The organism is Microbacterium sp. K41, from assembly GCF_004794395.1.
GTDB lineage: Bacteria > Actinomycetota > Actinomycetes > Actinomycetales > Microbacteriaceae > Microbacterium > Microbacterium sufflavum.
The window spans coordinates 1-24,011 of the sequence record NZ_SSDO01000208.1; the positions used below are offsets into that span (position 1 = coordinate 1).

22 protein-coding genes are annotated in these 24,011 nt (G+C 71.0%); all 22 read right to left on the reverse strand.

From position 1 onward, the window contains the following. The coding region (locus tag DW309_RS05515; RefSeq protein ID WP_446724678.1) for a primosomal protein N' family DNA-binding protein at positions 1-960 on the reverse strand (960 nt) is incomplete at its 3' end. Positions 961-976: 16 nt separating this feature from the next. Continuing rightward, positions 977-2,170 (reverse strand): methionine adenosyltransferase, encoded by a 1,194-nt coding sequence (gene metK / locus DW309_RS05520; RefSeq protein WP_136033699.1) that lies wholly within the window; start codon positions 2,168-2,170, stop codon positions 977-979. 88 nt (positions 2,171-2,258) lie between these two features. Further along, complete coding sequence (gene rpoZ / locus DW309_RS05525) at positions 2,259-2,513, reverse strand: DNA-directed RNA polymerase subunit omega (RefSeq protein ID WP_025103490.1); 255 nt, start codon at positions 2,511-2,513, stop codon at positions 2,259-2,261. A 68-nt stretch (positions 2,514-2,581) separates the two neighbouring features. Further along, on the reverse strand, positions 2,582-3,493 hold the full coding sequence (gene gmk / locus DW309_RS05530; RefSeq protein WP_136044801.1) for a guanylate kinase: 912 nt from the start codon (positions 3,491-3,493) through the stop codon (positions 2,582-2,584). Next, positions 3,486-4,331 carry an orotidine-5'-phosphate decarboxylase gene (pyrF, locus tag DW309_RS05535; RefSeq protein WP_136044802.1) on the reverse strand — a complete coding sequence of 282 codons (846 nt, stop codon included), beginning with the start codon at positions 4,329-4,331 and terminating at the stop codon, positions 3,486-3,488. Before pyrF ends, gmk begins: the two co-directional genes overlap by 8 nt. After that, positions 4,328-7,615: a carbamoyl-phosphate synthase large subunit gene (carB, locus tag DW309_RS05540; protein ID WP_136044803.1), complete on the reverse strand. Its 3,288-nt coding sequence runs from the start codon at positions 7,613-7,615 to the stop codon at positions 4,328-4,330. The genes pyrF and carB overlap by 4 nt, the downstream gene beginning before the upstream one ends. Then, complete coding sequence (gene carA / locus DW309_RS05545; protein ID WP_136033692.1) at positions 7,615-8,793, reverse strand: glutamine-hydrolyzing carbamoyl-phosphate synthase small subunit; 1,179 nt, start codon at positions 8,791-8,793, stop codon at positions 7,615-7,617. Before carA ends, carB begins: the two co-directional genes overlap by 1 nt. Continuing rightward, on the reverse strand, positions 8,790-9,302 hold the full coding sequence (locus DW309_RS05550) for a PH-like domain-containing protein (RefSeq protein ID WP_136044804.1): 513 nt from the start codon (positions 9,300-9,302) through the stop codon (positions 8,790-8,792). The genes carA and DW309_RS05550 overlap by 4 nt, the downstream gene beginning before the upstream one ends. Continuing rightward, the gene (locus DW309_RS05555; protein WP_136044805.1) at positions 9,299-10,603 is read right to left on the reverse strand and encodes a dihydroorotase; all 1,305 of its coding nucleotides are present in this window, start codon (positions 10,601-10,603) and stop codon (positions 9,299-9,301) included. The genes DW309_RS05550 and DW309_RS05555 overlap by 4 nt, the downstream gene beginning before the upstream one ends. Next, entirely contained in the window at positions 10,600-11,565 is a 966-nt protein-coding gene (locus DW309_RS05560; RefSeq protein WP_136033687.1) for an aspartate carbamoyltransferase catalytic subunit, read from the reverse strand. Before DW309_RS05560 ends, DW309_RS05555 begins: the two co-directional genes overlap by 4 nt. Beyond that, complete coding sequence (gene pyrR / locus DW309_RS05565) at positions 11,562-12,092, reverse strand: bifunctional pyr operon transcriptional regulator/uracil phosphoribosyltransferase PyrR (RefSeq protein WP_136033685.1); 531 nt, start codon at positions 12,090-12,092, stop codon at positions 11,562-11,564. Before pyrR ends, DW309_RS05560 begins: the two co-directional genes overlap by 4 nt. 83 nt (positions 12,093-12,175) lie before the next feature. After that, positions 12,176-13,753 (reverse strand): Rieske 2Fe-2S domain-containing protein, encoded by a 1,578-nt coding sequence (locus DW309_RS05570; protein WP_136033683.1) that lies wholly within the window; start codon positions 13,751-13,753, stop codon positions 12,176-12,178. Positions 13,754-13,832: 79 nt separating this feature from the next. Then, a complete protein-coding gene (locus tag DW309_RS05575) occupies positions 13,833-16,793 on the reverse strand; it encodes a DEAD/DEAH box helicase (protein ID WP_136044806.1) in 2,961 nt (986 codons plus the stop codon). 43 nt (positions 16,794-16,836) lie between these two features. Next, positions 16,837-17,247: a transcription antitermination factor NusB gene (gene nusB, locus DW309_RS05580; RefSeq protein ID WP_136033679.1), complete on the reverse strand. Its 411-nt coding sequence runs from the start codon at positions 17,245-17,247 to the stop codon at positions 16,837-16,839. 3 nt (positions 17,248-17,250) lie between these two features. Next, complete coding sequence (gene efp, locus DW309_RS05585; protein WP_136033676.1) at positions 17,251-17,811, reverse strand: elongation factor P; 561 nt, start codon at positions 17,809-17,811, stop codon at positions 17,251-17,253. A gap of 104 nt (positions 17,812-17,915) precedes the next feature. Beyond that, positions 17,916-18,356: a type II 3-dehydroquinate dehydratase gene (locus DW309_RS05590; RefSeq protein ID WP_136036421.1), complete on the reverse strand. Its 441-nt coding sequence runs from the start codon at positions 18,354-18,356 to the stop codon at positions 17,916-17,918. Next, complete coding sequence (locus DW309_RS05595; RefSeq protein WP_136044807.1) at positions 18,353-18,877, reverse strand: GNAT family N-acetyltransferase; 525 nt, start codon at positions 18,875-18,877, stop codon at positions 18,353-18,355. Before DW309_RS05595 ends, DW309_RS05590 begins: the two co-directional genes overlap by 4 nt. Continuing rightward, the gene (gene aroB, locus DW309_RS05600) at positions 18,874-19,962 is read right to left on the reverse strand and encodes a 3-dehydroquinate synthase (protein WP_136044808.1); all 1,089 of its coding nucleotides are present in this window, start codon (positions 19,960-19,962) and stop codon (positions 18,874-18,876) included. Before aroB ends, DW309_RS05595 begins: the two co-directional genes overlap by 4 nt. After that, entirely contained in the window at positions 19,959-20,477 is a 519-nt protein-coding gene (locus tag DW309_RS05605; RefSeq protein WP_136033669.1) for a shikimate kinase, read from the reverse strand. Before DW309_RS05605 ends, aroB begins: the two co-directional genes overlap by 4 nt. Continuing rightward, positions 20,461-21,690 carry a chorismate synthase gene (gene aroC / locus DW309_RS05610; RefSeq protein ID WP_136044809.1) on the reverse strand — a complete coding sequence of 410 codons (1,230 nt, stop codon included), beginning with the start codon at positions 21,688-21,690 and terminating at the stop codon, positions 20,461-20,463. The genes DW309_RS05605 and aroC overlap by 17 nt, the downstream gene beginning before the upstream one ends. Positions 21,691-21,742: 52 nt before the next feature. Then, entirely contained in the window at positions 21,743-22,570 is an 828-nt protein-coding gene (locus DW309_RS05615) for a shikimate dehydrogenase family protein (RefSeq protein WP_136044810.1), read from the reverse strand. Between the two features lie 4 nt (positions 22,571-22,574). After that, the coding region (mltG, locus tag DW309_RS05620) for an endolytic transglycosylase MltG (RefSeq protein WP_240753129.1) at positions 22,575-24,011 on the reverse strand (1,437 nt) is incomplete at its 5' end.

The following is a 24,011-nucleotide window of genomic DNA, read 5'->3' on the forward strand; positions in this document are numbered from 1 at the left end:
CCCGGCCCGCACGTCGCGCAGCCAGCCGCGCGCCACGAGCCGCTCGACCTCCGTCGTGCGGGTGTGCCCGGCGAACAGCAGCGCGGAGCCCTCCGACTCCTGCCGCAGCAGCGCCGCATCACGCGCGTGCACATAGGGGGCGAGCGGCTCGCCGAGCAGCGGGTCCCCGTCGTCCCACACGACCACCAGGCCCGCCGTCACCGGGGCGTACACGGCCGAGCGGTTGCCCACCACGATGCACGGGGCGTCCTCGAGGGTCCGCAGGAACGCCCGGTAGCGGTCGGGGTTCGCCTGGCGCGAGTCGTGCCGCACCACGGCCTCCGGAGGCACCACGGCCTCGAGCGCCGCGAGCAGACGGTCGAGGTCGCGATGGTCGGGCACCACGAGGATCGTCGAGCGTCCCGCGGCGAGAGTGCGCGCCGCCGCGGCCGCGAGCAGTCGCGCCCAGCCCTGTGCGCCGTCGTCCAGCTGCGGGATGGCCTCGACCGCGGCGCGGCCTCCCTCGTCGAGCACGGCATCGAGACCGTCGTACGCCGCCAGCACACGCTCCGCCTCGGCCGACTGCTCGGCGTCGGGCGCCACGACCGGGGCGTCGGCGCGCCAGGCCTTCTCCACGCGCACCTGTCGCTTCGGGATCACGAGCCGCAGCACATCGGACGCCGAGCCCGCGGCACGGTCGGCGACCCGCCGCGCCAGGCGGTACAGGCGGTCGGGCAGCACCGGGACCGCCGACACCACGGTCTCCACCTCGGACAGGGGTCGTTCCGCGTCGCTCTCGACGTCGACCTCCACCACGTAGCCGTCCACCACGCGCCCGGCGGTGCGCAGCGGCACCTTCACCCGCACGCCGGGCTCGACGGGCCCGAGCTCGGCGGGAAGGGCGTAGTCGAAGAGCCGGTCGAGCTGCGGCAGCGGCGAGTCGAGGAGCACGCGCGCGATGCGACGGCTCTCGGGCGACATCAGGACCTCGGCCCCCTCAGAGCCCGGCAGCGCGGCGCAGCTCGTCGGCGCGGTCGGTGCGCTCCCACGTGAAGTCGGGGAGCTCGCGCCCGAAGTGGCCGTACGCCGCGGTCTGCGCGTAGATCGGGCGCAGCAGGTCGAGCTGCTCGATGATCGCCTGCGGGCGCAGGTCGAACACCTCCTCGATCGCGCGCGTGATGACCTCGTCCGACACCCGGCCGGTGCCGAATGTCTCGACGTAGAGCCCCACGGGGCGCGCGACACCGATCGCATACGCGACCTGCACCTCGAGGCGGTCGGCCAGTCCCGCCGCCACGGCGTTCTTGGCCACCCAGCGTGTGGCGTAGGCGCCAGAACGGTCGACCTTGGACGGGTCCTTGCCGCTGAACGCGCCGCCACCGTGACGCGCGGCACCGCCGTACGTGTCGATGATGATCTTGCGTCCGGTGAGGCCCGCGTCGCCCTTCGGCCCGCCCGTCACGAACGGACCGGCGGGGTTGATGTAATAGGTCACGTCGTCGAGCGCGAGGCCCGTGGTCGCCAGGACGGGGTCGATCACGTGCTCGCGCACCTGCGCCTTGAGCTCGTCCTGCGAGATGTCGGGGTGATGCTGCGTGGAGAGCACGACCGCGTCGATCGTCTTCGGGGTGAAGCCGTCGTACCCGAGCGTGACCTGGGTCTTGCCGTCGGGGCGGAGATACGGCAGCAGGCCGCTGCGGCGCACCTCGGTCAGGCGTTCGGCGATGCGGTGCGCCGTCCACGCGGCCATCGGCATCAGCTGCGGCGTCTCGTTCGTCGCGAAGCCGAACATGATGCCCTGATCGCCGGCGCCGAGGCCGTCGAGCGGATCGACCGACGTGCCGTCGCGGTGCTCCTGGGCGTTGTCGACGCCGTGGGCGATGTCGGTGGACTGCTCCCCGACGGAGACGCTCACGCCGCAGGAGTCCCCGTCGAACCCGGTGTCGGACGACGTGTAGCCGATGCCGTTGACCACCTGGCGCACGATCGTCGGGATGTCGACGTAGGCGTCGGTGCGGATCTCTCCGGCGACGTGCACCAGCCCGGTCGTGACGAGCGTCTCGACCGCAACACGGGACCCCGGGTCCTTCGCGAGCAGGCCGTCGAGGATGCTGTCCGAGATCTGGTCGCAGATCTTGTCCGGGTGCCCTTCGGTGACGGACTCGGACGTGAACAGACGCAGCGCGCTCATCGATGCTCCAGAACGGGGACGGACGGGGGGAGGGTGTGGCACCCATTCTGGACCGCGCCACCGACGAAGCGGCGGCGCGGTCGTCGAGTCACTCCGCGTGACGCAGGCGGAGCTTATCCTCGTTGATCTCGTGCAGCGCGATGGTCAGCGGCTTGTCCTCGACGGACGAGTCCACGAGCGGACCGACGTTGTCGAACAGGTTGCCCTCGTGGAGGTCGGAGTAGTAGTCGTTGATCTGGCGTGCGCGCTTGGCCGCGTAGATCACGAGCTCGTACTTGGAGTCGACGCGCTCCAGCAGGTTGTCGATGGGGGGATCGATGATGCCGTTGTTGCGTCCGGCCATGGGGGGACCTCCTGATCAGGCGACGGGGTTCGTCGCGAAGACGGTGCTGCGGGCGCGCGAGGAAAGCGTCAGCGCGCAGAGCTTGTAGACAAGTCTACGACCTCGCGAGCGGCGGTGGCGACGTCCTCGTTCACGACGAGGTGGTCGAACTCGTTCTGCGCGGCCAGCTCGACCTTCGCGGTGCGCAGTCGCCGCGCCCGCTCCTCCGCGTCCTCCGTGCCGCGGCCGACCAGCCGGTGCACCAGCTCGTCCCAGCTCGGGGGCAGCAGGAAGATGAGCGTCGCCGAGGGCTCCGCGGCGCGCACCTGCCGTGCGCCCTGCAGGTCGATCTCGAGCAGCACCGTCTTGCCCTCGGCCAGCGCCGCATCGATCGGAGCGCGCGGGGTGCCGTAGCGCGAGCGGTTGTGCACCACGGCGTACTCCAGCAGCTCGCCGTCGGCGATCAGGCGGTCGAACTCCGCGTCGTCGACGAAGTAATAGTGCACGCCGTCGATCTCGCCGGGACGCGGCGCCCTAGTCGTCGCCGACACCGACAGGTGGATCTCGGGGTTGTTCTCCCGGATGTGCGCCGCGACGGTGCCCTTGCCCACCGCGGTCGGCCCGGCCAGCACCAGCAGGCGACTGCGGGCCTCGCGCGGCGTGGCCGGCGGGAACCGGCCGTCGAGCCACTCCTCCAGGACACGTCGTTGACGCGCTCCGAGGCCGCCGAGCCGCTTCACCGGGGAGATGCGCAGCTCCTCCAGCACGCGGTCGCGCTTGCCGGCACCGATGGCCGGGAGCGCCAGGAGGAAGTCGGTGATGCGCAGCGAGCCCTCGACGGAGTCCGGGTCGGCGGTCGCGCGTCGCAGCATGGCCTGCGGCGTCACGACACGCATCGTCAGGTCGCGCTTGAGCGAGGCGCGGGCCCGGCGGCGCTCGACCGCACGGCGGGCGGCGGCGGCCCTGTCGACCTCGGGAACGGTGCGGTTGGTGTCAGGCACGGGTCACCTCGCGGTACTGGGCGGCACGTCGGGCGATGGTCTCGGCCAGGTCGCCGGGACCCGCGGAGAGGATGCTGCGGCTCTCGCTCGCGAGCACGGTGGGCGACAGCGAGCCGAAGCGCCGCCCGAGGTCCGCCGGCTCGGCCCCCTGCGCACCGAAGCCGGGCGCGAGGATCGGCGCCGCCGGGCTGATCGCGTCGATCCCGGTCGCGGCGAGGTCGAGCGTGGCACCGATCACGAAGCCGAAGCTGCCCCACTCCCCCGCCGGGGTGCTCGTCGCGTTGCGCGCCGAGACCTCGGCGACGACCGCCGCCGACACGGTCTCGCCCGACACGGTCCGCGCGCGCTGGAGGTCGGCGGCCTCCGGGTTGCTCGTCGCCGCGAGGACGAACAGGCCCTTGCCGTGCTCGTCCGCCAGCGCGAACGCGCCGCCGAGAGCGCCCACGCCGAGGTAGGGACTCACGGTGAGCGCGTCGGCCTCCAGCGGCGTCCCCGGAGCGAGCCACGCCTGCGCGTAGTCGTCCATCGTCGACCCGATGTCTCCGCGCTTGGCGTCGGCGATCACCAGCAGCCCCGCCGTCCGCGCCGCGGAGACCACGTCCTCCAGGGCTGCGATCCCGGCGGATCCGTAGCGCTCGAAGAACGACACCTGCGGCTTCACGACGCCGACGTGATCCTGCGCGGCGGCGACGGTACGCAGCCCGAACTCCCGCACCCCGGCGGCGTCGGCGGAGAGCCCCCACGCCGCGAGCAGGGCGGCGTGGGGGTCGATGCCGACGCAGAGCGGTCCGTGCGCGTCCAGCGCCGCGCGGACCCGCTCTCCGAAGCGTGCGGTCATACCGCGGCCGCCCGGTCGAGCGCGTACTCCTGCAGGCTCTTCACCTGGAAGCCCTCGTCGGCCGCGTCCATGCCGCTCACCGCGGCACCGAGCACCGCGATGGTGGTGAACAGCGCCTTGTCGGCGGCGACGGCGGCCGCGCGGATCTCGTAGCCGTCCGCGCGCGCCGCCCCACCGGACGGCGTGTTCACGACGATGTCGATCTCCCCGTCGTTGATCAGGTCGACGATGTTGCGCGCTCCGGACTCCTGCGTCTCGCTGTACTTCTCGACCACGGTCACCGCGATGCCGTTGCGCGACAGGATCTCCGCCGTGCCCTCGGTCGCCACGATCGTGAAGCCGAGCTGCTGCAGCCGGTGGGCCGGGAGGATCACCGCGCGCTTGTCGGAGTCGGCGACCGAGATGAAGACGGTGCCGGAGGTCGGCATCCCGCCGTACGCCGCGGCCTGGCTCTTCGCGAACGCGGTCGGGAAGTCGCGATCGATGCCCATGACCTCACCGGTCGAGCGCATCTCCGGGCCCAGGACCGAGTCGACCGTCTTGCCGTCGGCCGTGCGGAACCGCTTGAACGGCAGCACGGCCTCCTTGACCGAGACCGGGGCGTCCAGCGGCACCCGGGAGCCGTCCTGCTCCGGCAGCATGCCCTCGGCCCGCAGCTCGGCGATGGTGGAGCCGGCCATGATGCGGCTCGCGGCCTTCGCCATCGGGATGCCGAGCGCCTTCGACACGAACGGAACGGTGCGGCTCGCGCGCGGGTTGGCCTCGATCACGTAGAGCACGCCGGCGCTGATCGCGAACTGCACGTTCAGCAGGCCCCGGACGCCGACGCCCTCGGCGATCTTGAGCGTGGCCTCCCGCACCCGGTCGACGTCGCTGCGGCCGAGCGAGACCGGCGGCAGCGTGCAGCTGGAGTCACCGGAGTGGATGCCGGCCTCCTCCAGGTGCTCCATGACCCCGCCGATGAACAGGTCGGTGCCGTCGTAGAGCGCATCCACGTCGAGCTCGATCGCGTCGTCGAGGAAGCGGTCGACCAGGAGGGGCTTGCCCTCCTCGATCACGACCTCCCCGGCCGTGCGGACGAAGTAGTCGCGCAGCGCGTCGGTGCCGTAGACGATCTCCATGCCGCGTCCGCCGAGCACGAAGCTGGGGCGCACGAGCACCGGGTAGCCGATCTCCTCCGCGATGCGCACGGCGCCCTCGACGTCGATCGCCGTGCCGTTGCGCGGCGCGAGCAGCCCGGCGTCGTCGAGCAGGCGCGAGAAGAGCTCGCGCTCCTCCGCCAGGTCGATCGCCTCGGGGCTGGTGCCGAGCACGGTGTATCCCGCGGCCTCGATGCCCTTCGCGAGCCCGAGCGGCGTCTGGCCGCCGAGCTGGCAGACCACGCCGAGGATGGTGCCGCTCGCGGCCTCCGCGTCGAGCACCTCCAGGACGTCCTCCAGGGTCAGCGGCTCGAAGTAGAGCCGGTCGGACGTGTCGTAGTCGGTGGACACGGTCTCGGGGTTGCAGTTGACCATGACGGTCTCGAACCCGGCGTCCGACAGCGCGAACGAGGCGTGCACGCACGAGTAGTCGAACTCGACGCCCTGCCCGATGCGGTTCGGGCCCGAGCCGATGATCACGACCTTGGTGCGGTCGGAGGGCTCCACCTCGGTCTCCGCGTCGTAGCTGGAGTAGTGGTACGGCGTGAGCGCGGGGAACTCCCCGGCGCACGTGTCGACCGTCTTGTACACCGGCCGGATGCCGAGGCCGTGGCGCACGCCGCGGATCTCCGCCTCGGTCTCGCCGCGCAGCTGGGCGAGCTGCGCGTCGGAGAAGCCGTGTTCCTTCGCGTAGCGCAGGGTCGCCGCGTCGAGCTCGGGGGCCGTGCGCACCACCTCGGCGACCTCGTTGATGAGCACGATCTGGTCGAGGAACCACGGGTCCATCGCCGTCGCCTCGAACGCCTGCTCGATGGTCGCGCCCTTGCGCAGCGCCTGCTGCAGCGTCACGATGCGGCCGTCGGTCGGGGTCTTGGCGACCTCCAGCAGCTCTTCGACGCTGCGCGGCTCGTCGCCCCAGTGGAAGCTGGAGCCGCGCTTCTCGAGCGAACGCAGCGCCTTCTGCAGCGCGGTCGCGTAGTTGCGGCCGATCGCCATCGCCTCGCCCACCGACTTCATGGTGGTGGTGAGGGTGGCGTCGGCGGCCGGGAATTTCTCGAACGCGAAGCGCGGCACCTTGACGACGACGTAGTCGAGCGTGGGCTCGAAGCTGGCCGGGGTGACGCCGGTGATGTCGTTCGGGATCTCGTCGAGGCGGTAGCCGAGGGCGAGCTTGGCGGCCAGCTTGGCGATCGGGAAGCCGGTGGCCTTCGACGCCAGGGCGCTGGACCGCGACACGCGCGGGTTCATCTCGATGACGATGATGCGCCCGTTCTCCGGGTTCACCGCGAACTGGATGTTGCACCCGCCGGTGTCGACGCCGACCGCGCGGATGATGTCGATGCCGATGTCGCGCAGCTTCTGGTATTCGCGGTCGGTGAGGGTCAGCGCGGGCGCGACCGTGATGGAGTCGCCCGTGTGCACACCGACCGGGTCGACGTTCTCGATCGAGCACACGACCACCGTGTTGTCGGCGGTGTCGCGCATGAGCTCGAGCTCGTACTCCTTCCACCCGAGGATCGACTCCTCCAGGAGCACCTCGGTGGTGGGCGAGTCACGCAGACCCGCACCGCCGATGCGCCGCAGGTCCTCTTCGTCGTACGCGAAGCCGGAACCCAAGCCGCCCATCGTGAACGACGGCCGCACGACGAGCGGATAGCCGAGCTCTTCGGCGCCGGCGAGCAGGTCGTCCATGGTGTGCGCGATCACGCTGCGGGCGACGTCGGCGCCGGCCTCCAGCACGAGCTCCTTGAAGATCTGGCGGTCTTCGCCCTTGCGGATGGCGTCGACCTTCGCGCCGATCAGCTCGACGCCGTACTTCTCGAGGATCCCCTGCTCGTGCAGCGCCATGGCCGCGTTGAGGGCGGTCTGGCCGCCGAGGGTCGGCAGGATCGCGTCGGGCTTCTCCTTGGCGATGATCGTCTCGATCACGGCCGGGGTGATCGGCTCGATGTAGGTCGCGTCGGCGAAGTCGGGGTCGGTCATGATGGTGGCCGGGTTGGAGTTGACCAGGATGACCCTGACCCCCTCTTCGCGCAGCACGCGGCACGCCTGGGTGCCGGAGTAGTCGAACTCGCAGGCCTGGCCGATGACGATCGGGCCGGAGCCGATGACGAGGACGGAGGAGATGTCGTCGCGCTTGGGCATTACTGGGCGTCCTTCTTGTTCGCGATGACCATGTCGCGGAAGCGGTCGAAGAGGTAGTTGGCGTCGTGCGGACCGGCCGCGGCCTCGGGGTGGTACTGCACCGAGAACGCGGGGATGTCGAGGGCGCGCAGACCCTCCACGACGTTGTCGTTGAGGCCGACGTGGCTGACCTCGACCTTGCCGTAGCCGTGCGGGCTGTCGAAGGAGCCCTCCAGGGGCGCCTCGACCGCGAAGCCGTGGTTGTGGGCCGTGATCTCGACCTTGCCCGTCTGCTTGTCGAGCACGGGCTGGTTGATGCCGCGGTGGCCGAACGGCAGCTTGTAGGTGCCGAGTCCGAGGGCACGGCCGAGCAGCTGGTTGCCGAAGCAGATCCCGAAGAAGGGCAGTCCGTCGTCCAGCACGGCGCGCAGCAGCTCCACGTGGTCGCCCGAGGCGGCCGGGTCGCCCGGGCCGTTGGAGTAGAACACCGCCACCGGCTCGATCGCCCGGATGTCGTCGATGCTCACGTCCTGCGGGAGCACGTGCACGTCGAACCCGCGGGCGGCGAGGTTGTCGATCGTCGCCTGCTTCACGCCGAGGTCGAGCACGGCGAGGTTGCCGATGCGCTCCCCCACCGCCGGGGTCACGGTCGCGCTCTCGACCGAGACCTGCGCCGACAGGTTGAGTCCGGTCATCTCGGGGGCCTCCCGCACGATGCGCAACTGCTCTTCCGCGTCGAGAGCGGCGTCGTCGCCCGAGAAGATGCCGCCGCGCATGGATCCGGCGGACCGGATGTGGCGCGTGACCGCGCGGGTGTCGATGCCGCTGATGCCGACGATGCCGTCCTCCACCAGGACGTCGTCGAGGGAGGCGTTGGCCCGCCAGTTCGAGACCACGCGCGAGGGGTCGCGGACGATGTAGCCGGCGACCCAGATGCGGCGCGACTCGGTGTCCTCGTCGTTCATGCCGGTGTTGCCGATGTGCGGCGCCGTCTGCAGCACGATCTGACCCGCGTACGAGGGGTCGGTGATGGTCTCTTGATATCCCGACATGCCGGTGGCGAACACGACCTCGCCGAGGGTGCGGCCGCGGGCGCCGTACGCGCGACCGGCGTGACGGGTGCCGTCCTCGAGGACGAGCACGGCGGGATCGGGCAGGCGGGACGGGGAGTCCGCCGGGGAGGATGTCTGGTTGGTCATGACGTTGCTCCTGTGTCGGGGGCAGCGGGGACGAGCCGCTGCAGGTCGGAGATGAGGTTCTGGGGATCGCCGCCGGTGAGCCGGAGGTAGCTGTCCACGATCGTCGTGTCGGCGACGCGCCACGCGATGCGGACGAGGCCGCCCGGTTCGACCACGCGGTCGATCGTGACGGTGGCCCGGTCGACCGCGACGAGCTGGTCGCGCGCGAGGAAGACCGTGGGGGCGCCGTCGAGGGCCAGCGCGACACCGCGGTCGGTCACCGCCAGCTCCCCACGGGCCCGGAAGGCGAGCGGAGCGATGGCCACGCGTTCGAGGGGCTGCTCGTGCGTCGTCGTCGACACGTACAGCACCTCGTCGCGGCGCATCACCTCCGCGTGCTCCGGCACACCGAGGGGCGCGGTGAACGCGGCATCGCGCCGCACTCGTCGTCGCCAGGCGAACAGCATCGCGAGCAGCACCAGCAGCGCGAGGGCGATCAGGATCGCGACCGCGAGGTCCCGTGCGCTCATGCGCCGAGCTCCTCGACGACAGCTCCGCCGTCGACGGTCAGCACGCCGCCGTGCAGGGTGTACTGCACGCGGCCCGGCAGTTCGCGGCCGAGGTACGGCGAGTTCGTGCTGCGTCCGCGCAGGTCCGCCTCGGTGAACACGCCGTCGACCGCCGCGTCGTACAGCGCGAGCTGCGCCGGCTGCCCGACCTCGAGCGGGGTGCCGTGCCCGGCCAGACCGCCGATGCGCGCGGGTGCCGCGCTCATCACGCGGGCCACGTCCGACCAGTCGAGCAGGCCGGTCTGCACCATGGCCTGGTGCACGACGCGCAGTGCGCTCTCGAGCCCCACCATGCCGTTCGCGGCCGCCGGCCATTCGCACGCCTTGTGCTCGCTCGGGTGCGGGGCGTGATCGGTCGCGACGATGTCGATCGTGCCGTCGGCGAGGCCCTCCCGCACCGCGAGGACATCCTCCTCGCGGCGCAGCGGCGGGTTGACCTTGAACCGCGCGTCATAGCCGCGGACGAGTTCGTCGGTGAGCAGCAGGTGGTGCGGAGTGACCTCCGCCGTCACGTTCACGCCGCGCTTCTTGGCCCAGCGGATGATGTCGACCGAGCCGGCCGTCGACAGGTGGCACACATGCAGGCGCGAGCCGACGTGCTCGGCGAGAAGCACGTCACGCGCGATGATCGACTCCTCAGCGACCGCGGGCCAGCCCGTGAGGCCGAGCTCCGCCGAGACGGTGCCCTCGTTCATCTGGGCGCCCTCGGTCAGGCGGGGGTCCTGGGCATGCTGGGCGATCACACCGCCGAACGACTTCACGTACTCCAACGCGCGGCGCATGATCAGCGGGTCCCACACGCAGAAGCCGTCATCGCTGAACACCCGCACCTGCGCACGCGAGGTCGCCATGGCGCCGAGCTCGGCGAGGCGCTCGCCCTTCTGGCCCACCGTGACCGCGCCGATCGGCTGCACCGTGGCGTAGCCCGCGGCCTCGCCGAGGGCCAGCTCCTGCTCGACGACGCCGGCCGTGTCGGCCACGGGCGACGTGTTCGGCATCGCGAACACGGCCGTGAAGCCACCGGCCGCCGCCGCGCGCGTGCCGCTGAGGATCGTCTCCGACGCCTCGTACCCGGGCTCGCGCAGATGCGTGTGCAGGTCGACCAGACCCGGCAGGGCGATGAGGCCGGCGGCATCGATCACTCGCGCGCCGGCACGGCTGAGCCCGGAGCCGATCTCGGCGATCCGGCCGTCCTCGATGATCAGGTCGGCGCTCTCCGCGCCGAGCAGCCGTGCACCGGTGATGACGAGGGTCTCGCTCACAGGTCTCCCCCTCGTTCGTCGTCTCGTTCGCCCGCCAGCAGCAGGTACAGCACAGCCATCCGCACGGAGACCCCGTTCGAGACCTGTTCCAGCACCGTCGAGCGGGGGGAATCGGCTGCTTCGGAGGAGATCTCCAGCCCCCGGTTCATGGGTCCGGGGTGCATCACAATGCTACCGGCCGGAAGAGCGGCCACACGCCGTGCGTCCAGACCCCACCGGCGCGAATACTCCCGCTCAGTCGGGAAATACGCGGCGTTCATGCGCTCCAGCTGGATCCGCAGCATCATGACCGCGTCCGGCCCGGCCGCCAGCGCCTCGTCGAGGTCGTAGACGACCCGGACCGGCCAGAGCGACACGTTCTGCGGCACCAGCGTCGGCGGCGAGACGAGCGTGACCTCGGCGCCCAGGGTCGTCAGCAGCCACACGTTCGAGCGCGCGACCCGCGAGTGCAGCACGTCGCCGACGATCGTGACGCGGAGACCGGTCAGGTCGCGTCCACGACTGTCCGCGCCGTAGCGGCGCTTGCGGATCGTGAACGCGTCGAGCAGCGCCTGCGTCGGGTGCTCGTGCGTGCCATCACCCGCGTTGACGACGCCCGCAGAGATCCACCCGCTCGTCGCGAGGGTCTGCGGGGCGCCCGAGCCGGGGTGACGGACGACGACCGCATCGGCGCCGATCGCCTCGAGGGTCTGCGCCGTGTCCTTGAGGCTCTCGCCCTTGGAGACGCTGGAGCCCTTCGCGGCGAAGTTGATCACGTCGGCGGAGAGCCGCTTGGCCGCGGCCTCGAACGAGATCCGGGTGCGGGTCGAGTCCTCGAAGAAGAGGTTGACGACCGTCTTGCCACGCAGCGTCGGAAGCTTCTTGACCTCGCGCGACTGCGTGTCCGACATGTCCTCCGCGACATCGAGGATGCGCAGCGCCGTGGCGCGGTCGAGGGTGCGGGTGTCCAGGAGGTGCCTCATTCGCCGATGGTCACCTCCTCGGCGCCGTCCGTCTCGAACAGACGGACGTTCACGCGCTCGGTGCGGGCGGACGGGATGTTCTTGCCGACGAAGTCGGGGCGGATCGGGAGCTCGCGGTGACCGCGGTCGACGAGGATCGCCAGCCGCACGGCGCTCGGGCGGCCGATCGACTGGATGGCGTCCAGCGCGGCACGGATGCTGCGCCCGGAGAAGAGGACGTCGTCGACCAGCACCACGGTCTTCCCATCGATGCCGCCGGCCGGGATCTCGGTCGGCTGCGGGGACCGCGTCGGGTGCTTGGCCAGATCGTCACGGAAGAGCGTGACGTCGAGCGAGCCGACGGGGACCGAGACCTGCGCGATCTCACCGATCAGGGTGCCGAGGCGATGCCCCAGGGTGACGCCGCGGGTCGGGATCCCGAGGAGGACGAGGCCGTCGGCGCCTCGATTCGACTCGAGGATCTCGTGCGCGATCCGGGTCAGCGCTCGTGAGATGTCGGCTTGGTGCAGCACAGTGCGCACGCTCATCAGCCGCTCCCTTCTCCGCCTCACAGGACGGTGTTAAAGGTTGCTTGCGATGTCAGTCTATCGGAGCGGGAGACCGCGTCCGCTCAGCTCGCCTCCTGGAGCACGGCGTCGGTGACGTCGTCGATCTTGCGGGCGCGGATCGGGTGGCCGCTCGTGGAGAGGCACCGCCCGGTCTTCAGATCCCACTTCCAGTCGTGCATGCTGCACGTCAGGACGCCGTCCTCGTCGACCGAGCCGGTGCGGGTCAGGTCGGCGCGCAGGTGCGGACACCGGCGCTGCACCACCCAGTCGCCCACCTCGGCGTCTTCGGTCTGGTCGGTCTGCTCCTGGTACCAGTTCTCGACATACTCGATGCGGTCCACCGACAGGCACTTGAGGAACGTGGTGAGGAACTCGTTGAACTTGCCGCTGCGGCCCACGGAGAACTGCATCGACAGGAAGATCGAGTTCGACCAGTCGATCTCGTGATCACGGATGTTGGTCGAGACGAGGTCGGCGGGGATCGTGTACCAGTAGACGCACTCCTCCCCCGCGTACTCGCGGACCTTGGCACGCGGGAAGTCCACCACCATGTCGAGCTCGCCGATGCGGAACCGCACGTGGCCGCCCACGCCGAGTCGGATCGTGCGCGACTTCTTCAGCAGCGGCTCCCACCAGTTCTTGAGGGCCTCGAGCATCTCGGCGGGCGGGATGATCTCCGCGCGGGAAGCTTCCTCGTCGCGGATCTCCTGCTGTCGCGACGCCCGCTGCTCCTCCAGGTAGTCCCACTTGTCGTCGAACATGCGGCTGATCTCGGCCTCGGTGTACAGGGTCTGCGCGGTCGTGACCTCGCCGCCGTCGATCGTGACGACCGTGCCGGGGATGAACAGCTGGCCGTCGTACTGCGGCGACAGCTCCTTCATATGCGCCAGGAACTGCTTCTGATCCGTGAAGATCGACTCGCCGTTGCGGCCCGTGCCGTTGAAGTCGAACAGGTCGTCGCGCAGGAACATCGGCGGACCGGCCATCGGGAACACGTGCGGGGCGTCGACCTTGTCGATGTAGTACATCGCCCGCTTGTTCTGGGCCTCGCGCTTGAGCCGGGCGAAGTTCTGCTTCGCGTCGAGCGGCAGGTCGTACACCATCGGCCACCAGATCGCGCCGGAGACCTGCGTGAAGTAGGCATCCGGCTTGCCGAAGTGCAGCAGCTTCTCGAGGTCGAGCGGGTGCGAGTCGTTCTGGTTGAGCATCGAGCCCGTGCCGTCGTCGACGCTCAGCGAGGAGTCGCCGATCGGGCCGTCGCTCGGCGCCCGCAGCGGCGTGATCATCAGCTTGAGATCACCGCGCTGGATGATCTCGCCCGCGGGCGCGTAGGTGATGTTCGTATACCCGAGCGCCCGGATGTCCTGCTCCAGGTCGTCGATCGGATACTCCGGCAGCAGCACCTCGATGTCCTTGCGGATGTACCGCTCCAGGAGGGCGGGGTCGAAGTGGTCGCGGTGCCGGTGCGAGATGTACAGGAAGTCCGCCTCGCGGCCGAATCGCTCCCAGTCGAGCGCGCGGTTGTCGGGGAACGGGAACCAGGAGCCGAAGAACGAGGGCCCGAGGACCGGGTCGCAGATGATGTTCCCGCCGACCGTCTCGATGAACATCCCGGCGTGGCCGAGTCCCGTGATCCGCATTGCATTCCTCTCGAAGATGAACCGTTCGATTGTACCGAGGTGTCCCTGGGCGACCGGTCGGACGAGCCGGAGATAACCCTCAGGCCTCGAAGAGCCCGCGGATGTCGTCGGCCGAGAGCGACTGCGCGAACAGGGCATCGTCGTCGAGCACGGCGGTGAAGAGCCGGGCCTTGCGCCGCTGCAGGGCGAGCACCTTCTCCTCGATCGTGCCGGTCGCGATCATCCGGTAGACGAACACCTGGCTCGGCTGGCCGATGCGATGCGTGCGGTCGACGGCCTGCGCCTCGGCGGCCGGGTTCCACCACGGGTCGAGGAGGAACACGTAGTCGGCCTCGGTGAGCGTCAGACCGAACCCGCCCGCCTTCAGGCTGATCAGGAAGACCGGCTGCTCGCCCGTCCGGAAGCCCTCGACCACGGCATCCCGTCGCCGCGTCGCACCGTCGAGGTGGGCGTAGGGGATCCCGGCAGCCGCGAGTCGCTCCGCCGCGAGGTCGAGGAAGGACGTGAACTGGCTGAACACCAGGGCGCGGTGGCCCTCCGCCTGGAGCTCGACCACGCGTTCCAGCAGCACGTCGAGCTTGCGCGAGCCGATCCGGGCGTCGGCGGGGTCGACCAGTCCTGGTGCGAGGCTGAGCATCCGCAGCAGCGTGAGCGAACGGAACACGATGAAACGGTTGCGGTCGAGGTCCTCGAGGAGCCCCATCACCTTCTGGCGCTCCCGCTGCAGCACCGTCTCGTACAGCGACCGGTGCGCCGCGCTGAGCTCCACCTCGAGCACCTGCTCCTGCTTCGGAGGGAGGTCGGCCGCCACCAGCTCCTTCGTACGCCGCAGCAGCAGCGGCCGGATCCGCCGGCGGAGGCGGGCCAGGCGACGCGCGCGGTACTCGCCGCCCTCCACGTTCTCCGGGACCTTGCCCTGCTCGATCGGCTGGATGTACTGCTCCCGGAACTTCCGCGCCGACGCGAAGAGCCCGGGAGCGGTGAGCTTCAGCAGCGCCCACAGCTCGCTGAGACTGTTCTCGAGCGGGGTGCCCGTCACCGCGAACGTCACATCGGCGGGAAAGCTCGCGACGGCGCGGTGCAGCTTGGTGGCCGGGTTCTTCACAAACTGAGCCTCGTCGAGGATCAGGCCGGCCCAGGTCACCCCGGCGAAGGCCTCCGCGTCGATCCGCGCGACCGCGTACGTGGTGACCACCAGGTCCGCGCCCGCGGCGACCGTCGACAGCGACGGCCCGGACGAGGTGGACCTGGCGGCGACGCGGAGCCCCGGGGTGAACTTCGCGGCCTCGCTCAGCCACGTCGGCAGCACCGAGGTCGGGACGACCACGAGGAAGGGGCGCGTCTCTCCCGCCTCGCGGGTGTGAGCGACGAGCGCGAGCAGCTGCAGCGTCTTGCCGAGGCCCATGTCGTCGGCGAGGATGCCGCCCAGCCGGTGCCCCCAGAGGAACGCCAGCCAGTCGAGCCCCTGCTGCTGATACGGCCGCAACTGCGCCCGGACGCCGGACGGCACCGGGACCGGGGGCACCCCCGCCGCGCCGCGCAGGCCGTCGGCCGTCGCGCGCCAGCTCACGGCGGGCACGGCCTCGTCCGCGAGGTCCTCGAACTCCTCCCACAGGTCGATCTGGTGGCGGCTGAGGCGCGGCCCCGTCTCCCATTCGTCGAGGTCGCCCGCCTCGTCGATCAGCTCACGGAGTCGATCGAGCGCCGGATGGTTCAGCGAGAAGTAGGTACCGTCGACGAGCAGGAGCTTCCTGCGACCCCTGCTCATCGCGGTGAACAGCGGCTCGAACGGGATCGTGCGCCCGTCGATGCGCACCAGGACGCCCAGGTCGAACCAGTCCGGATCGGTGGACTCGACCGTGCTCACGGTGATCTCGGGCTCGCCCGACAGTTCGCGATACGTCTTCCGGCGACCGTCGACGACCACGGTCACGCCCTCCGCCTCCAGCGCCGGCACAGCCCTGGTGACGAACTCCGCCGCCTCGACGTCGTGGAAGGCCCCCTCCGCGGCGAACGGCTCCCCGATCAGCTCGGCCCACCGCGCGGCGAGGTCGTGCCCCGCCGCACTCTCCGCCCGCAGATCCCGCACCGCCTGCGGCCCGGGGGCGAACGGCACGCGCCCGAAGCCGCGGTAGTCCCATTCGAACCCGTAGGCCACCGTGTCCCCGCGGCGGAACGAGAGGCGCAGCACGGGCTGCGGCGCGGGCAGCTCCGGAAGCCGCACCCGTCCGAGCCCACGGGTCGGTACCCGCCGTGCCAGCACCGGGTAGGCGTCGCGGAGGAACACCTCCTCGTCGGCCGCCGCCACGGTGAGGCCGCCCGGCGCGAGGAGGAGGGGTCGCAGCGGTTCGGCCACCGGAGACTCCGCGAGCGTCACGTGCAGCCGCGCCCCCGACTGGTCGACCGCGTAGAGCCCCGTGCGACCGATCGGATGCACGGAGTCGGGCTCGACCGCGCGTCCGTCGAGCGTAATGGCAGGACGCACCACCAGCGTCCCGTCGTCGGCCCGAGCCACGGTGGCCTCGACCGACGCGGACTCCGCGATCGCCACGGTCGTGGACTTCTGCGTCGCGACCAGGGGGATGCCGAGTGCGCCGGCCACCCTGAGGTGCCCCCACAGCAGGCTCGACTCGATCAGGTCCGCGACCAGCCAGTCGCCCGCCGTGCCGGACAGCAGACTGTCTCTGGCGATGCTGAGCAGATCGGCGAACCATCGAGAGCGCTCACGTCCGTATTCGTCCGGCGCGCGACGAACCGCGTCCCAGGTGGCGGCGCCGAGCACCCACGCGCCGGTCGCGGCGCTGCGCTCCAGGGGACGGATGCCGAGCAGCAGCTCACCGGTCCCCTTCGCCACGTCGCGCGGCGTCGCGGTGCGCTGGGGTCGCGCGGCCCAGGGGTTCGCGCCGCGGGAATCGCGCACCCGGAGCTCGACCCCCAGCGCGAGTGCAGTCCGCGGCTCGGCGGGGACCGCCGCACCGAGGATCGACCGCCAGTCGGACGGCGCGCCGTCGTCGCGCGCGGCATCGGAGGGAACGGTCATACCCCGATCCTCTCCGAGGCCACGGACACCGGCGCCGGTGCGCTCAGGCGGCGCGAGCCACCCGGGCGAGCACGCCGTGCACGAACGGACCGGAGTCGTCGGTCGAGAACTCCTTCGCCAGCTCCACGGCCTCGTCGATCGCGACGGCGGTGGGCACCTCGTCGTTGTACAGGATCTCCCAGACGCCGATGCGCAGCAGCGCCCGGTCGACCGCAGGCATCCGCTCGAGCTTCCAGTCGCGGCTGTGCGTGGTGATCTGCTCGTCGATCTCGTCGCGCTGGTCGATGATGCCGTCGACGATCTCCCTGGCGTACAGCCAGGAGGCCTCGCGAGCGGGCTCGCTCGCCGCGCGCTTGGCCTCGGCCGCCAGCGCGATCGCGAGGTCGTCGCCGCGGACGTCGGCGGAGAACAGGATGTCGAGAGCGCGCTTGCGCGCCTTCGTGCGGGCGCTCACGCCTTACTTCTCGCGGCCGAGGTAGTCACCCGTGCGGGTGTCGACCTTGACCTTCGTGCCGGTCTCCAGGAACAGAGGCACCTGGATCTCGTACCCGGTCTCGAGGGTCGCGGGCTTGGTGCCGGCCGACGAGCGGTCGCCCTGCAGGCCGGGCTCGGTGTAGGTGACCTCGAGGATCACGGACGCCGGCAGATCGATGTAGAGAGGGTTGCCGTTGTTGAGGGCGATCGTAACCTGCTGGTTCTCGAGCAGGAAGTTCTTCGCGTCGCCGACCGTCGCCGCCGGAAGCGTGATCTGGTCGAAGTCGGTCTGGTCCATGAACACGAAGCCGTCGCCGTCGGTGTACAGGTAGGTGTAGTCACGGCGGTCGACGTTCTCGATCTCGATCTTCGCGCCCGCGTTGTACGTGCGGTCGACGACCTTGCCCGACACGACGTTCTTCAGCTTGGTGCGGACGAACGCGCCACCCTTGCCGGGCTTCACGTGCTGGAACTCGATGACGCTCCAGAGCTGCCCGTCGATGCTGAGGACGACGCCGTTCTTGATGTCTGCGGTGGATGCCATGCGCTGAAGGTTCCGTTCGTGAGTCCGTGGGGCCGGAGTCGGCCGACAGTCGATTCTACGGGATGATCACGCACGCCCCGCGTGCGCCCGCCTCTGGCCGGGGGTCAGAGAAGCGCGGCCAGCTCCCGCACCGCGTCGGCATAGCCGTCGACACCGCGCCCGATCACGCGCACCGCGGCCACATCGTGCAGGAACGAGTGATGGCGGAACTCCTCCCGCGCGTACACGTCGGAGATGTGCACCTCCGCGAATGGCAGGCCCACCCCGGTCAGCGCATCGCGCAGCACCACCGAGGTGTGCGTCAGGCCGCCCGGGTTGATGATGATCCCGATGCAGTCGGCGCGCGCGGCCTGGATGGCGTCGATGAGCACGCCCTCGTGGTTGCTCTGCACCGCCCGCACCGCGAAACCGGCCTCGACCGCGGTCTCGGTCGTGATCCGCTCGACGTCCGCGAGGGTCGCGGTGCCGTAGATGTCGGGCTCCCGCGTCCCGAGGAGGTTGAGGTTGGGGCCGTTGACCAGCAGCAGCCGACGCTCGATGCTCATGCCCTCACGCCCTCCGACCCGGCGAGCTCACGCCGCAGAACCCACTCCCGACCGAAGCCCGTCGTCTCGATCTCCCCGGTCCGTGCGAACCCGGCGCGCGCGTACACGGCCTGCGCCCGGTCGTTGTCGACGTGCACCTCCAGCTCGAGCGCGGCCAGACCCTGCTCGAGGGCCCAGGCCGCCGCCGTGTCGAGCAGAGCGTCGATCACGCCGGAGCCCCGGTGCTCGTCCGCGACGTAGACGCCGACGACGAGTCCGGCCTCGGGTCGCTCGCGGTGCGGCAGCACGGTGGCGGTGCCCACCCACTCCCCCGCATCGGTCACCGCGACGAACTGCGCAGCCGCCGACGGCTCGGCCGCGTTCACGGTGCGCTCCTGCCAGAAACGGTCGGGTTGGCCGCTCGCATGCTCCACGGTGTCGAGGAACGCGATCGGGGCGGCCGGATCGGCCAGGGCGCGCAACCGCAGCGCCTTCACCTGCGACCATTCCCCGGCTTCGACGCGACGCACGTGGACGCTCACTCGCCCACCTCCTGGTAGGCGGCGAACAGCAGCGACTCGTCGGGTGCCTGCAGCACGGTGGGCTTCGCGATGTCGTCGAGCAGGATGAAGCGCAGCATCCCGCCGCGGCTCTTCTTGTCGCGCTGCATCGTCGCCAGCAGCTGCGGCCACGCGCCGGCGCGATACGACGTGGGAAGGCCCAGGGACTCCAGGATCGACCGGTGCCTCTCGGCAGCCGCATCCGAGAGCCTGCCGGCCAGCCGCGACAGCTCCGCGGCGTACAGCATGCCCACCGAGATCGCCGCGCCGTGCCGCCAGCGGTAGCGCTCGGCGTGCTCGATCGCGTGGCCCAGCGTGTGCCCGTAGTTGAGGATCTCCCGCAGACCCGACTCACGGAAGTCGTCCGACACGACCTGCGCCTTCATGCCGACCGCGAGCTCCACGGCCCGGCGGAACTCATCCGTGGTCGTGTCGACCGCCCGCGCCGGATCCGCCTCCACGATGTCCAGGATCTCCGGTGCCCAGATGAAGCCGGCCTTCACGACCTCGGCGAAACCGGCCGTCGCCTCGTTCGGGCTCAGGCTGCCGAGCTCGTCGAGGTCTCCGATCACCGCACGGGGCGCCCAGAACGCGCCGACGAGGTTCTTGCCCTCGGCCGTGTTCACGCCGGTCTTGCCTCCCACCGCGGCATCCACGAGCCCGAGGACCGTCGTGGGCACGTGCACCACCTGCACGCCGCGCAGCCAGGTCGCCGCCACGAACCCGGCGAGGTCCGTCACGGCCCCTCCGCCGTAGCCGACGACCGCGTCGGTCCTGGTGAAGTCGGCCTGGCCCATGATCTGCCAGCAGAAGGCGGCCACCTCGATGCGCTTGCCCTGCTCGGCATCGGGGATCTCGGCCAGCAGCACCTCGCGCGGGCCGTCGGCGGTGTCGGCGAGGAGGCGGTCACGAAGCTCCGCCGCACGGTTCGCGAGGGTCGGCGGGTGCACCACGAGCACCTTCCGCACGCCGGGGGCGAGGGCTGCCGAGACGCTGTCGAGGATGCCGCGCCCGATCGCGATGTCGTAGGGGTCGGCGCCGGTGACGCCGATGGTGGTCGTGCTCATCTCTGTTCTCTCCTCCATGCCACGATCTCGTCCGCGATGCGCTGCATCGGCCGTCGCGAGGTGTCGAACGAGATCGACGCGACCTCCTCGTACCACTCGCGCCGCTCCGCGAAGATCCGCTTCCACCGCTCGACGGGGTCGTCGCCGGCCAGCAGCGGCCTCGTGCCGCCGCGGAGCCGGTCGGCCACCGCGTCCTCGCTCACCGTGAGGAACACCACCGGGTGGCCGTGCAGCAGGTGCCGGGTGTCGGCGTCCGTCACGGCGCCGCCGCCGAGGGAGATCACGCCGCCCTCGCTCAGCGCCTGCGCGACCGCCGCCCGCTCGAGGTCGCGGAAGTGCGCCTCCCCGTGCTCGGCGAACAGGGCGGGGATGGGGCCGTGCGCCGCGACGATCCGCTTGTCGGTGTCGATGAAACCCACCCCGAGTCGTCGAGCGACCCGTCGACCGACGCTGGTCTTGCCCGACGCCATCGGGCCGACCAGTACCACCGACAGCGGATCAGCCGCGTTCGTCATGCGCGATGAGCGCCGCCTCGGACGCGGGTGCCGTGCGCAGCTCCTCGGGGATGCCGTCGAGGTATCCCGCCAGGTTGCGCCGTGTCTCGCGGATGCTGTCTCCGCCGAACTTCTCCAGCACGGCCCGGGCGAGCTCGATCGCGACCATCGCCTCGGCCACCACCCCGGCGGCCGGCACGGCGCACACGTCGGAGCGCTGGTGGTGCGCTGTCGCGTCCTCCCCCGTCGCCACGTCGATCGTGCGGAGCGCATGCGGGACGGTCGCGATCGGCTTCATGCCGGCCCTGACGCGCAGCACCGTGCCCGTGGACATCCCGCCCTCGGTGCCGCCCGCGCGGTCCGAACCGCGGGTGATGCCCCCGGCGGCGGCGAAGAGCTCGTCGTGGGCTGCCGACCCGCGACGCCGAGTGGTCTCGAAGCCGTCGCCGACCTCGACCCCCTTGATGGCCTGGATGCTCATGAGCGCCTGCGCGAGACGGGCGTCGAGGCGCCGGTCCCAGTGCACGTGGGACCCGAGCCCGGGCGGAAGGCCGTACGCGAGCACCTCGACGATGCCGCCCAGGGTGTCGCCGTCCTTCTTCGCATCGTCGACCTCGGCGACCATCAGTGCGGACGTCGCCCGGTCGAAGCAGCGCAGCGGATCGGCGTCGAGTGCGGCGACGTCATCCGGGGTGGGAAGCGGTGCCCCGTCCGGCACCCGGACCGGGCCGATCGACAGCGTGTGGCTGACCAGGCGGATACCCAGTTCGGACAGGAAGGACCGCGCGATCGCGCCGAGCGCGACCCGTGCCGCGGTCTCCCGCGCGCTCGCGCGCTCGAGGATCGGGCGAGCCTCGTCGAAGTCGTACTTCTGCATCCCGACCAGATCCGCGTGGCCGGGCCGCGGGCGGGTCAGAGGTGCACCGCGACCGCGCGACCGGTCGGTGAGCTCGACGGGCTCCGGGTTCATGACCTCGATCCACTTCGGCCACTCCGTGTTGCCGATGCGGAGCGCGATGGGGCTGCCGAGCGTCTTGCCGTGCCGGACCCCGCCCGAGATCGTGAGCTCGTCCTGCTCGAACTTCATGCGCGAGCCGCGGCCGTAGCCCAGCTTGCGACGCGCGAGATCGGCCTGGATGGCCTCGGACGACACCGGGACGCCGGAAGGCAGACCCTCCATGACGGCGATGAGTTCTGGGCCGTGTGATTCGCCGGCCGTGAGCACGCGGAGCATTGCTCCAGTCTCCCATGCGTTTCGCGTCCGCCGCGCCGCGTGTCGTCGCGGGTCAGAGCGCTGCGCGCATGGCGGCGATCACGTCCGTCTCGGCCGGGAGGGGCGCGGCCGGATCGCCGTGGTGGAAGATGCGGATCTGTCGCACAGCCTGGTGCAGCAGCATCCCCAGCCCCGACACGACCGTGCCGTCGCCCCACGCCGCGGCGAGCGACGATGGCCACGGCGCGTACGCGGCATCGAACAGCGCACCGCCCCGAGCGGCCAGGGGCTCGGTCACCGCGGAGGGCAGGATCGTGCCGGACGGCAGCGTCGCCACGGTCAGGTCCACCCGGCCCGGCCGCGACCCGGCATCGGCGTCCGCGAGCGGGTGCGCCGAGACGACCACCGAGAGACGCTCCCCCAGCGCCACCAGAGCCGATGCCCGCTCGGGTCGACGAGCCCGGACGTCCACGCGCGACACCCCCATGTCGGCGAGGGCCACGAGTGCCGAGGCTGCCGTGGCTCCTGCTCCCAGGAGCCGCGCGGTGTCCGCGGTGGTGATCCCCGCCTCCGCCAGCGCGTCGACGATGCCCCCCACATCCGTGTTGAAGCCCGCCGGGGTGGAGCCGAGGAGGAGGGTGTTGACCGCGCCCGTGAGTTCCGCGTGCGCGTCGCGCGCCGCGGCGAACCGGTACGCCTCCTCCTTCAGGGGCATCGTGAGCGACAGCCCACGCCACGAGGGGTCGAGACCACGCACGGCAGCCGCGAAGTCGTCGGCCGCCACCCGCCGGCGTCCGTACTCCCAGTCCAGGCCCAGCACGCGGTAGGCCGCGGCATGCAGCTCGGGCGACCGGGAGTGCGCGACCGGGTCGCCCCAGACCGCGAGTCGGGTCGACGTCACGGCCTCAGCAGCCCCCGTCGGGGTTCGCCCTGCACCACTCGCGCCACTTCTCCACGCCCTGCTCGTGTTCGGCGAGCGTCTCCGAGAACTGCGTCTCCCCGGTGGAGAGGTTCACCGTGACGAAGTACAGCCATGGACCGTCGGCGGGCTGCATGGCCGCCTTGATGGCCGCCTCGCTCGGACTCGCGATCGGTGTGACCGGCAGCCCGGTGTTCACGTAGGTGTTCCAGGGGTTCGGGTCCTCGAGCGCTTCTGCGGAGCTCGACACCACGCCCTCGTGCAGCGAGCCGTAGCCGTACTGCGCGGTCGAGTCCATCTGCAGCTTCATGTCGATCGCCAGGCGGTTCTCGATCACACGCGACACCTTGGCGAAGTCGTCCGTGCGACCCTCGCGCTGGATGATCGAGGCGATCGTCAGCACGCGCTGCGCGTCGTCCGCGGGCACGCCGGCCGCGTCGAGCGCCTCCCGCGTACGATCCACCATCTGCTGGATGGCCTGCGTCGCCGTGACGCCGGGATCGAACGTGTACACGGCGGGGAACAGCCACCCTTCCAGGCTCTGCGCCTGGACGCCGTAGACGGACGGATCGGCGACCGCGGCCTCGAAGTCCGCGAGCGGCAGCCCGAGCGTCTCCGCCATCGCCGGGAGCGAGGACTTGATCGTGCCGCCCTCCGATACCGAGACGGTGTTCTCGAGCTTGTTCTCTTTGTCCTGGAGGGCGGCGAGGGCGGCCTCGGACGTCATCTTCTTCTGCAGGCGGTAGACGCCGGGATAGAACGTGACGGCGATGCCCTCGTCGATGAGGTAGTCGTAGAAGACATCGGCGGTCTTGGTCACGCCCGCCTCGTGGAGCGCTGCCGAGACCGGCTGGCCGGTGTCGCCCGACTTGATGGTGACATACACCTCGCCGGTCGCGAGCCCCGGCTCCCAGTCCTTCGCGTCTCCCCAGCCCATGGCGTCGCTGATCCGATCACCGTAGGTGCTCCACGCCCAGGCGCCGCCGGCCACGATGCCGCCGATGATCGCGAGGACGACGATGAGGGCGATCAGGCAGCCCTTGCGGCGCTTCTTCTTCGGCGCGCCCGGCCCACGGTGGTCGTCGTCACCCGACACGAACAGGTCGTCGAGCCCGCCGCCGACGGCGGGCTCGTCGGGAGAGGTCCGCGCGGTCGAGGCGGCTGCCGGTGCGGAGACACGGGGCAGCGGCCGCGTCGCATCCGCGTCGTGCTCGATGAACGTCTCACGCGAGCCACGGGCGATGGGGACGGCCGTCGTCTCCGGAGCACGGGACGACTCTGCCGCGGACACGGGTTCGGCGGCGGCCGATGCCCGATCCTCCGCGCGCGGCGCGACCGGTGCGGGGCGTGGGTCCGACGCGGAGTCAGCGGACCCGGACGCAGCGGGCGCGGGCGCGGTACCGGACTGGTCGAGCGACGGCTC

What these genes read in the sequence shown, in the direction of transcription:
- metK (WP_136033699.1), bottom strand. Translation starts at nt 2,170, where the DNA reads ATGAGCGCGCTGCGTCTGTTCACGTCCGAGTCCGTCACCGAAGGGCAC.
- rpoZ (WP_025103490.1), bottom strand. Translation starts at nt 2,513, where the DNA reads ATGGCCGGACGCAACAACGGCATCATCGATCCCCCCATCGACAACCTG.
- pyrF (WP_136044802.1), bottom strand. Translation starts at nt 4,331, where the DNA reads ATGACCGCACGCTTCGGAGAGCGGGTCCGCGCGGCGCTGGACGCGCAC.
- carB (WP_136044803.1), bottom strand. Translation starts at nt 7,615, where the DNA reads ATGCCCAAGCGCGACGACATCTCCTCCGTCCTCGTCATCGGCTCCGGC.
- carA (WP_136033692.1), bottom strand. Translation starts at nt 8,793, where the DNA reads ATGACCAACCAGACATCCTCCCCGGCGGACTCCCCGTCCCGCCTGCCC.
- DW309_RS05550 (WP_136044804.1), bottom strand. Translation starts at nt 9,302, where the DNA reads ATGAGCGCACGGGACCTCGCGGTCGCGATCCTGATCGCCCTCGCGCTG.
- DW309_RS05560 (WP_136033687.1), bottom strand. Translation starts at nt 11,565, where the DNA reads ATGAGGCACCTCCTGGACACCCGCACCCTCGACCGCGCCACGGCGCTG.
- pyrR (WP_136033685.1), bottom strand. Translation starts at nt 12,092, where the DNA reads ATGAGCGTGCGCACTGTGCTGCACCAAGCCGACATCTCACGAGCGCTG.
- DW309_RS05570 (WP_136033683.1), bottom strand. Translation starts at nt 13,753, where the DNA reads ATGCGGATCACGGGACTCGGCCACGCCGGGATGTTCATCGAGACGGTC.
- DW309_RS05575 (WP_136044806.1), bottom strand. Translation starts at nt 16,793, where the DNA reads ATGACCGTTCCCTCCGATGCCGCGCGCGACGACGGCGCGCCGTCCGAC.
- efp (WP_136033676.1), bottom strand. Translation starts at nt 17,811, where the DNA reads ATGGCATCCACCGCAGACATCAAGAACGGCGTCGTCCTCAGCATCGAC.
- DW309_RS05590 (WP_136036421.1), bottom strand. Translation starts at nt 18,356, where the DNA reads ATGAGCATCGAGCGTCGGCTGCTGCTGGTCAACGGCCCCAACCTCAAC.
- aroB (WP_136044808.1), bottom strand. Translation starts at nt 19,962, where the DNA reads ATGAGCACGACCACCATCGGCGTCACCGGCGCCGACCCCTACGACATC.
- DW309_RS05605 (WP_136033669.1), bottom strand. Translation starts at nt 20,477, where the DNA reads ATGACGAACGCGGCTGATCCGCTGTCGGTGGTACTGGTCGGCCCGATG.
- aroC (WP_136044809.1), bottom strand. Translation starts at nt 21,690, where the DNA reads ATGCTCCGCGTGCTCACGGCCGGCGAATCACACGGCCCAGAACTCATC.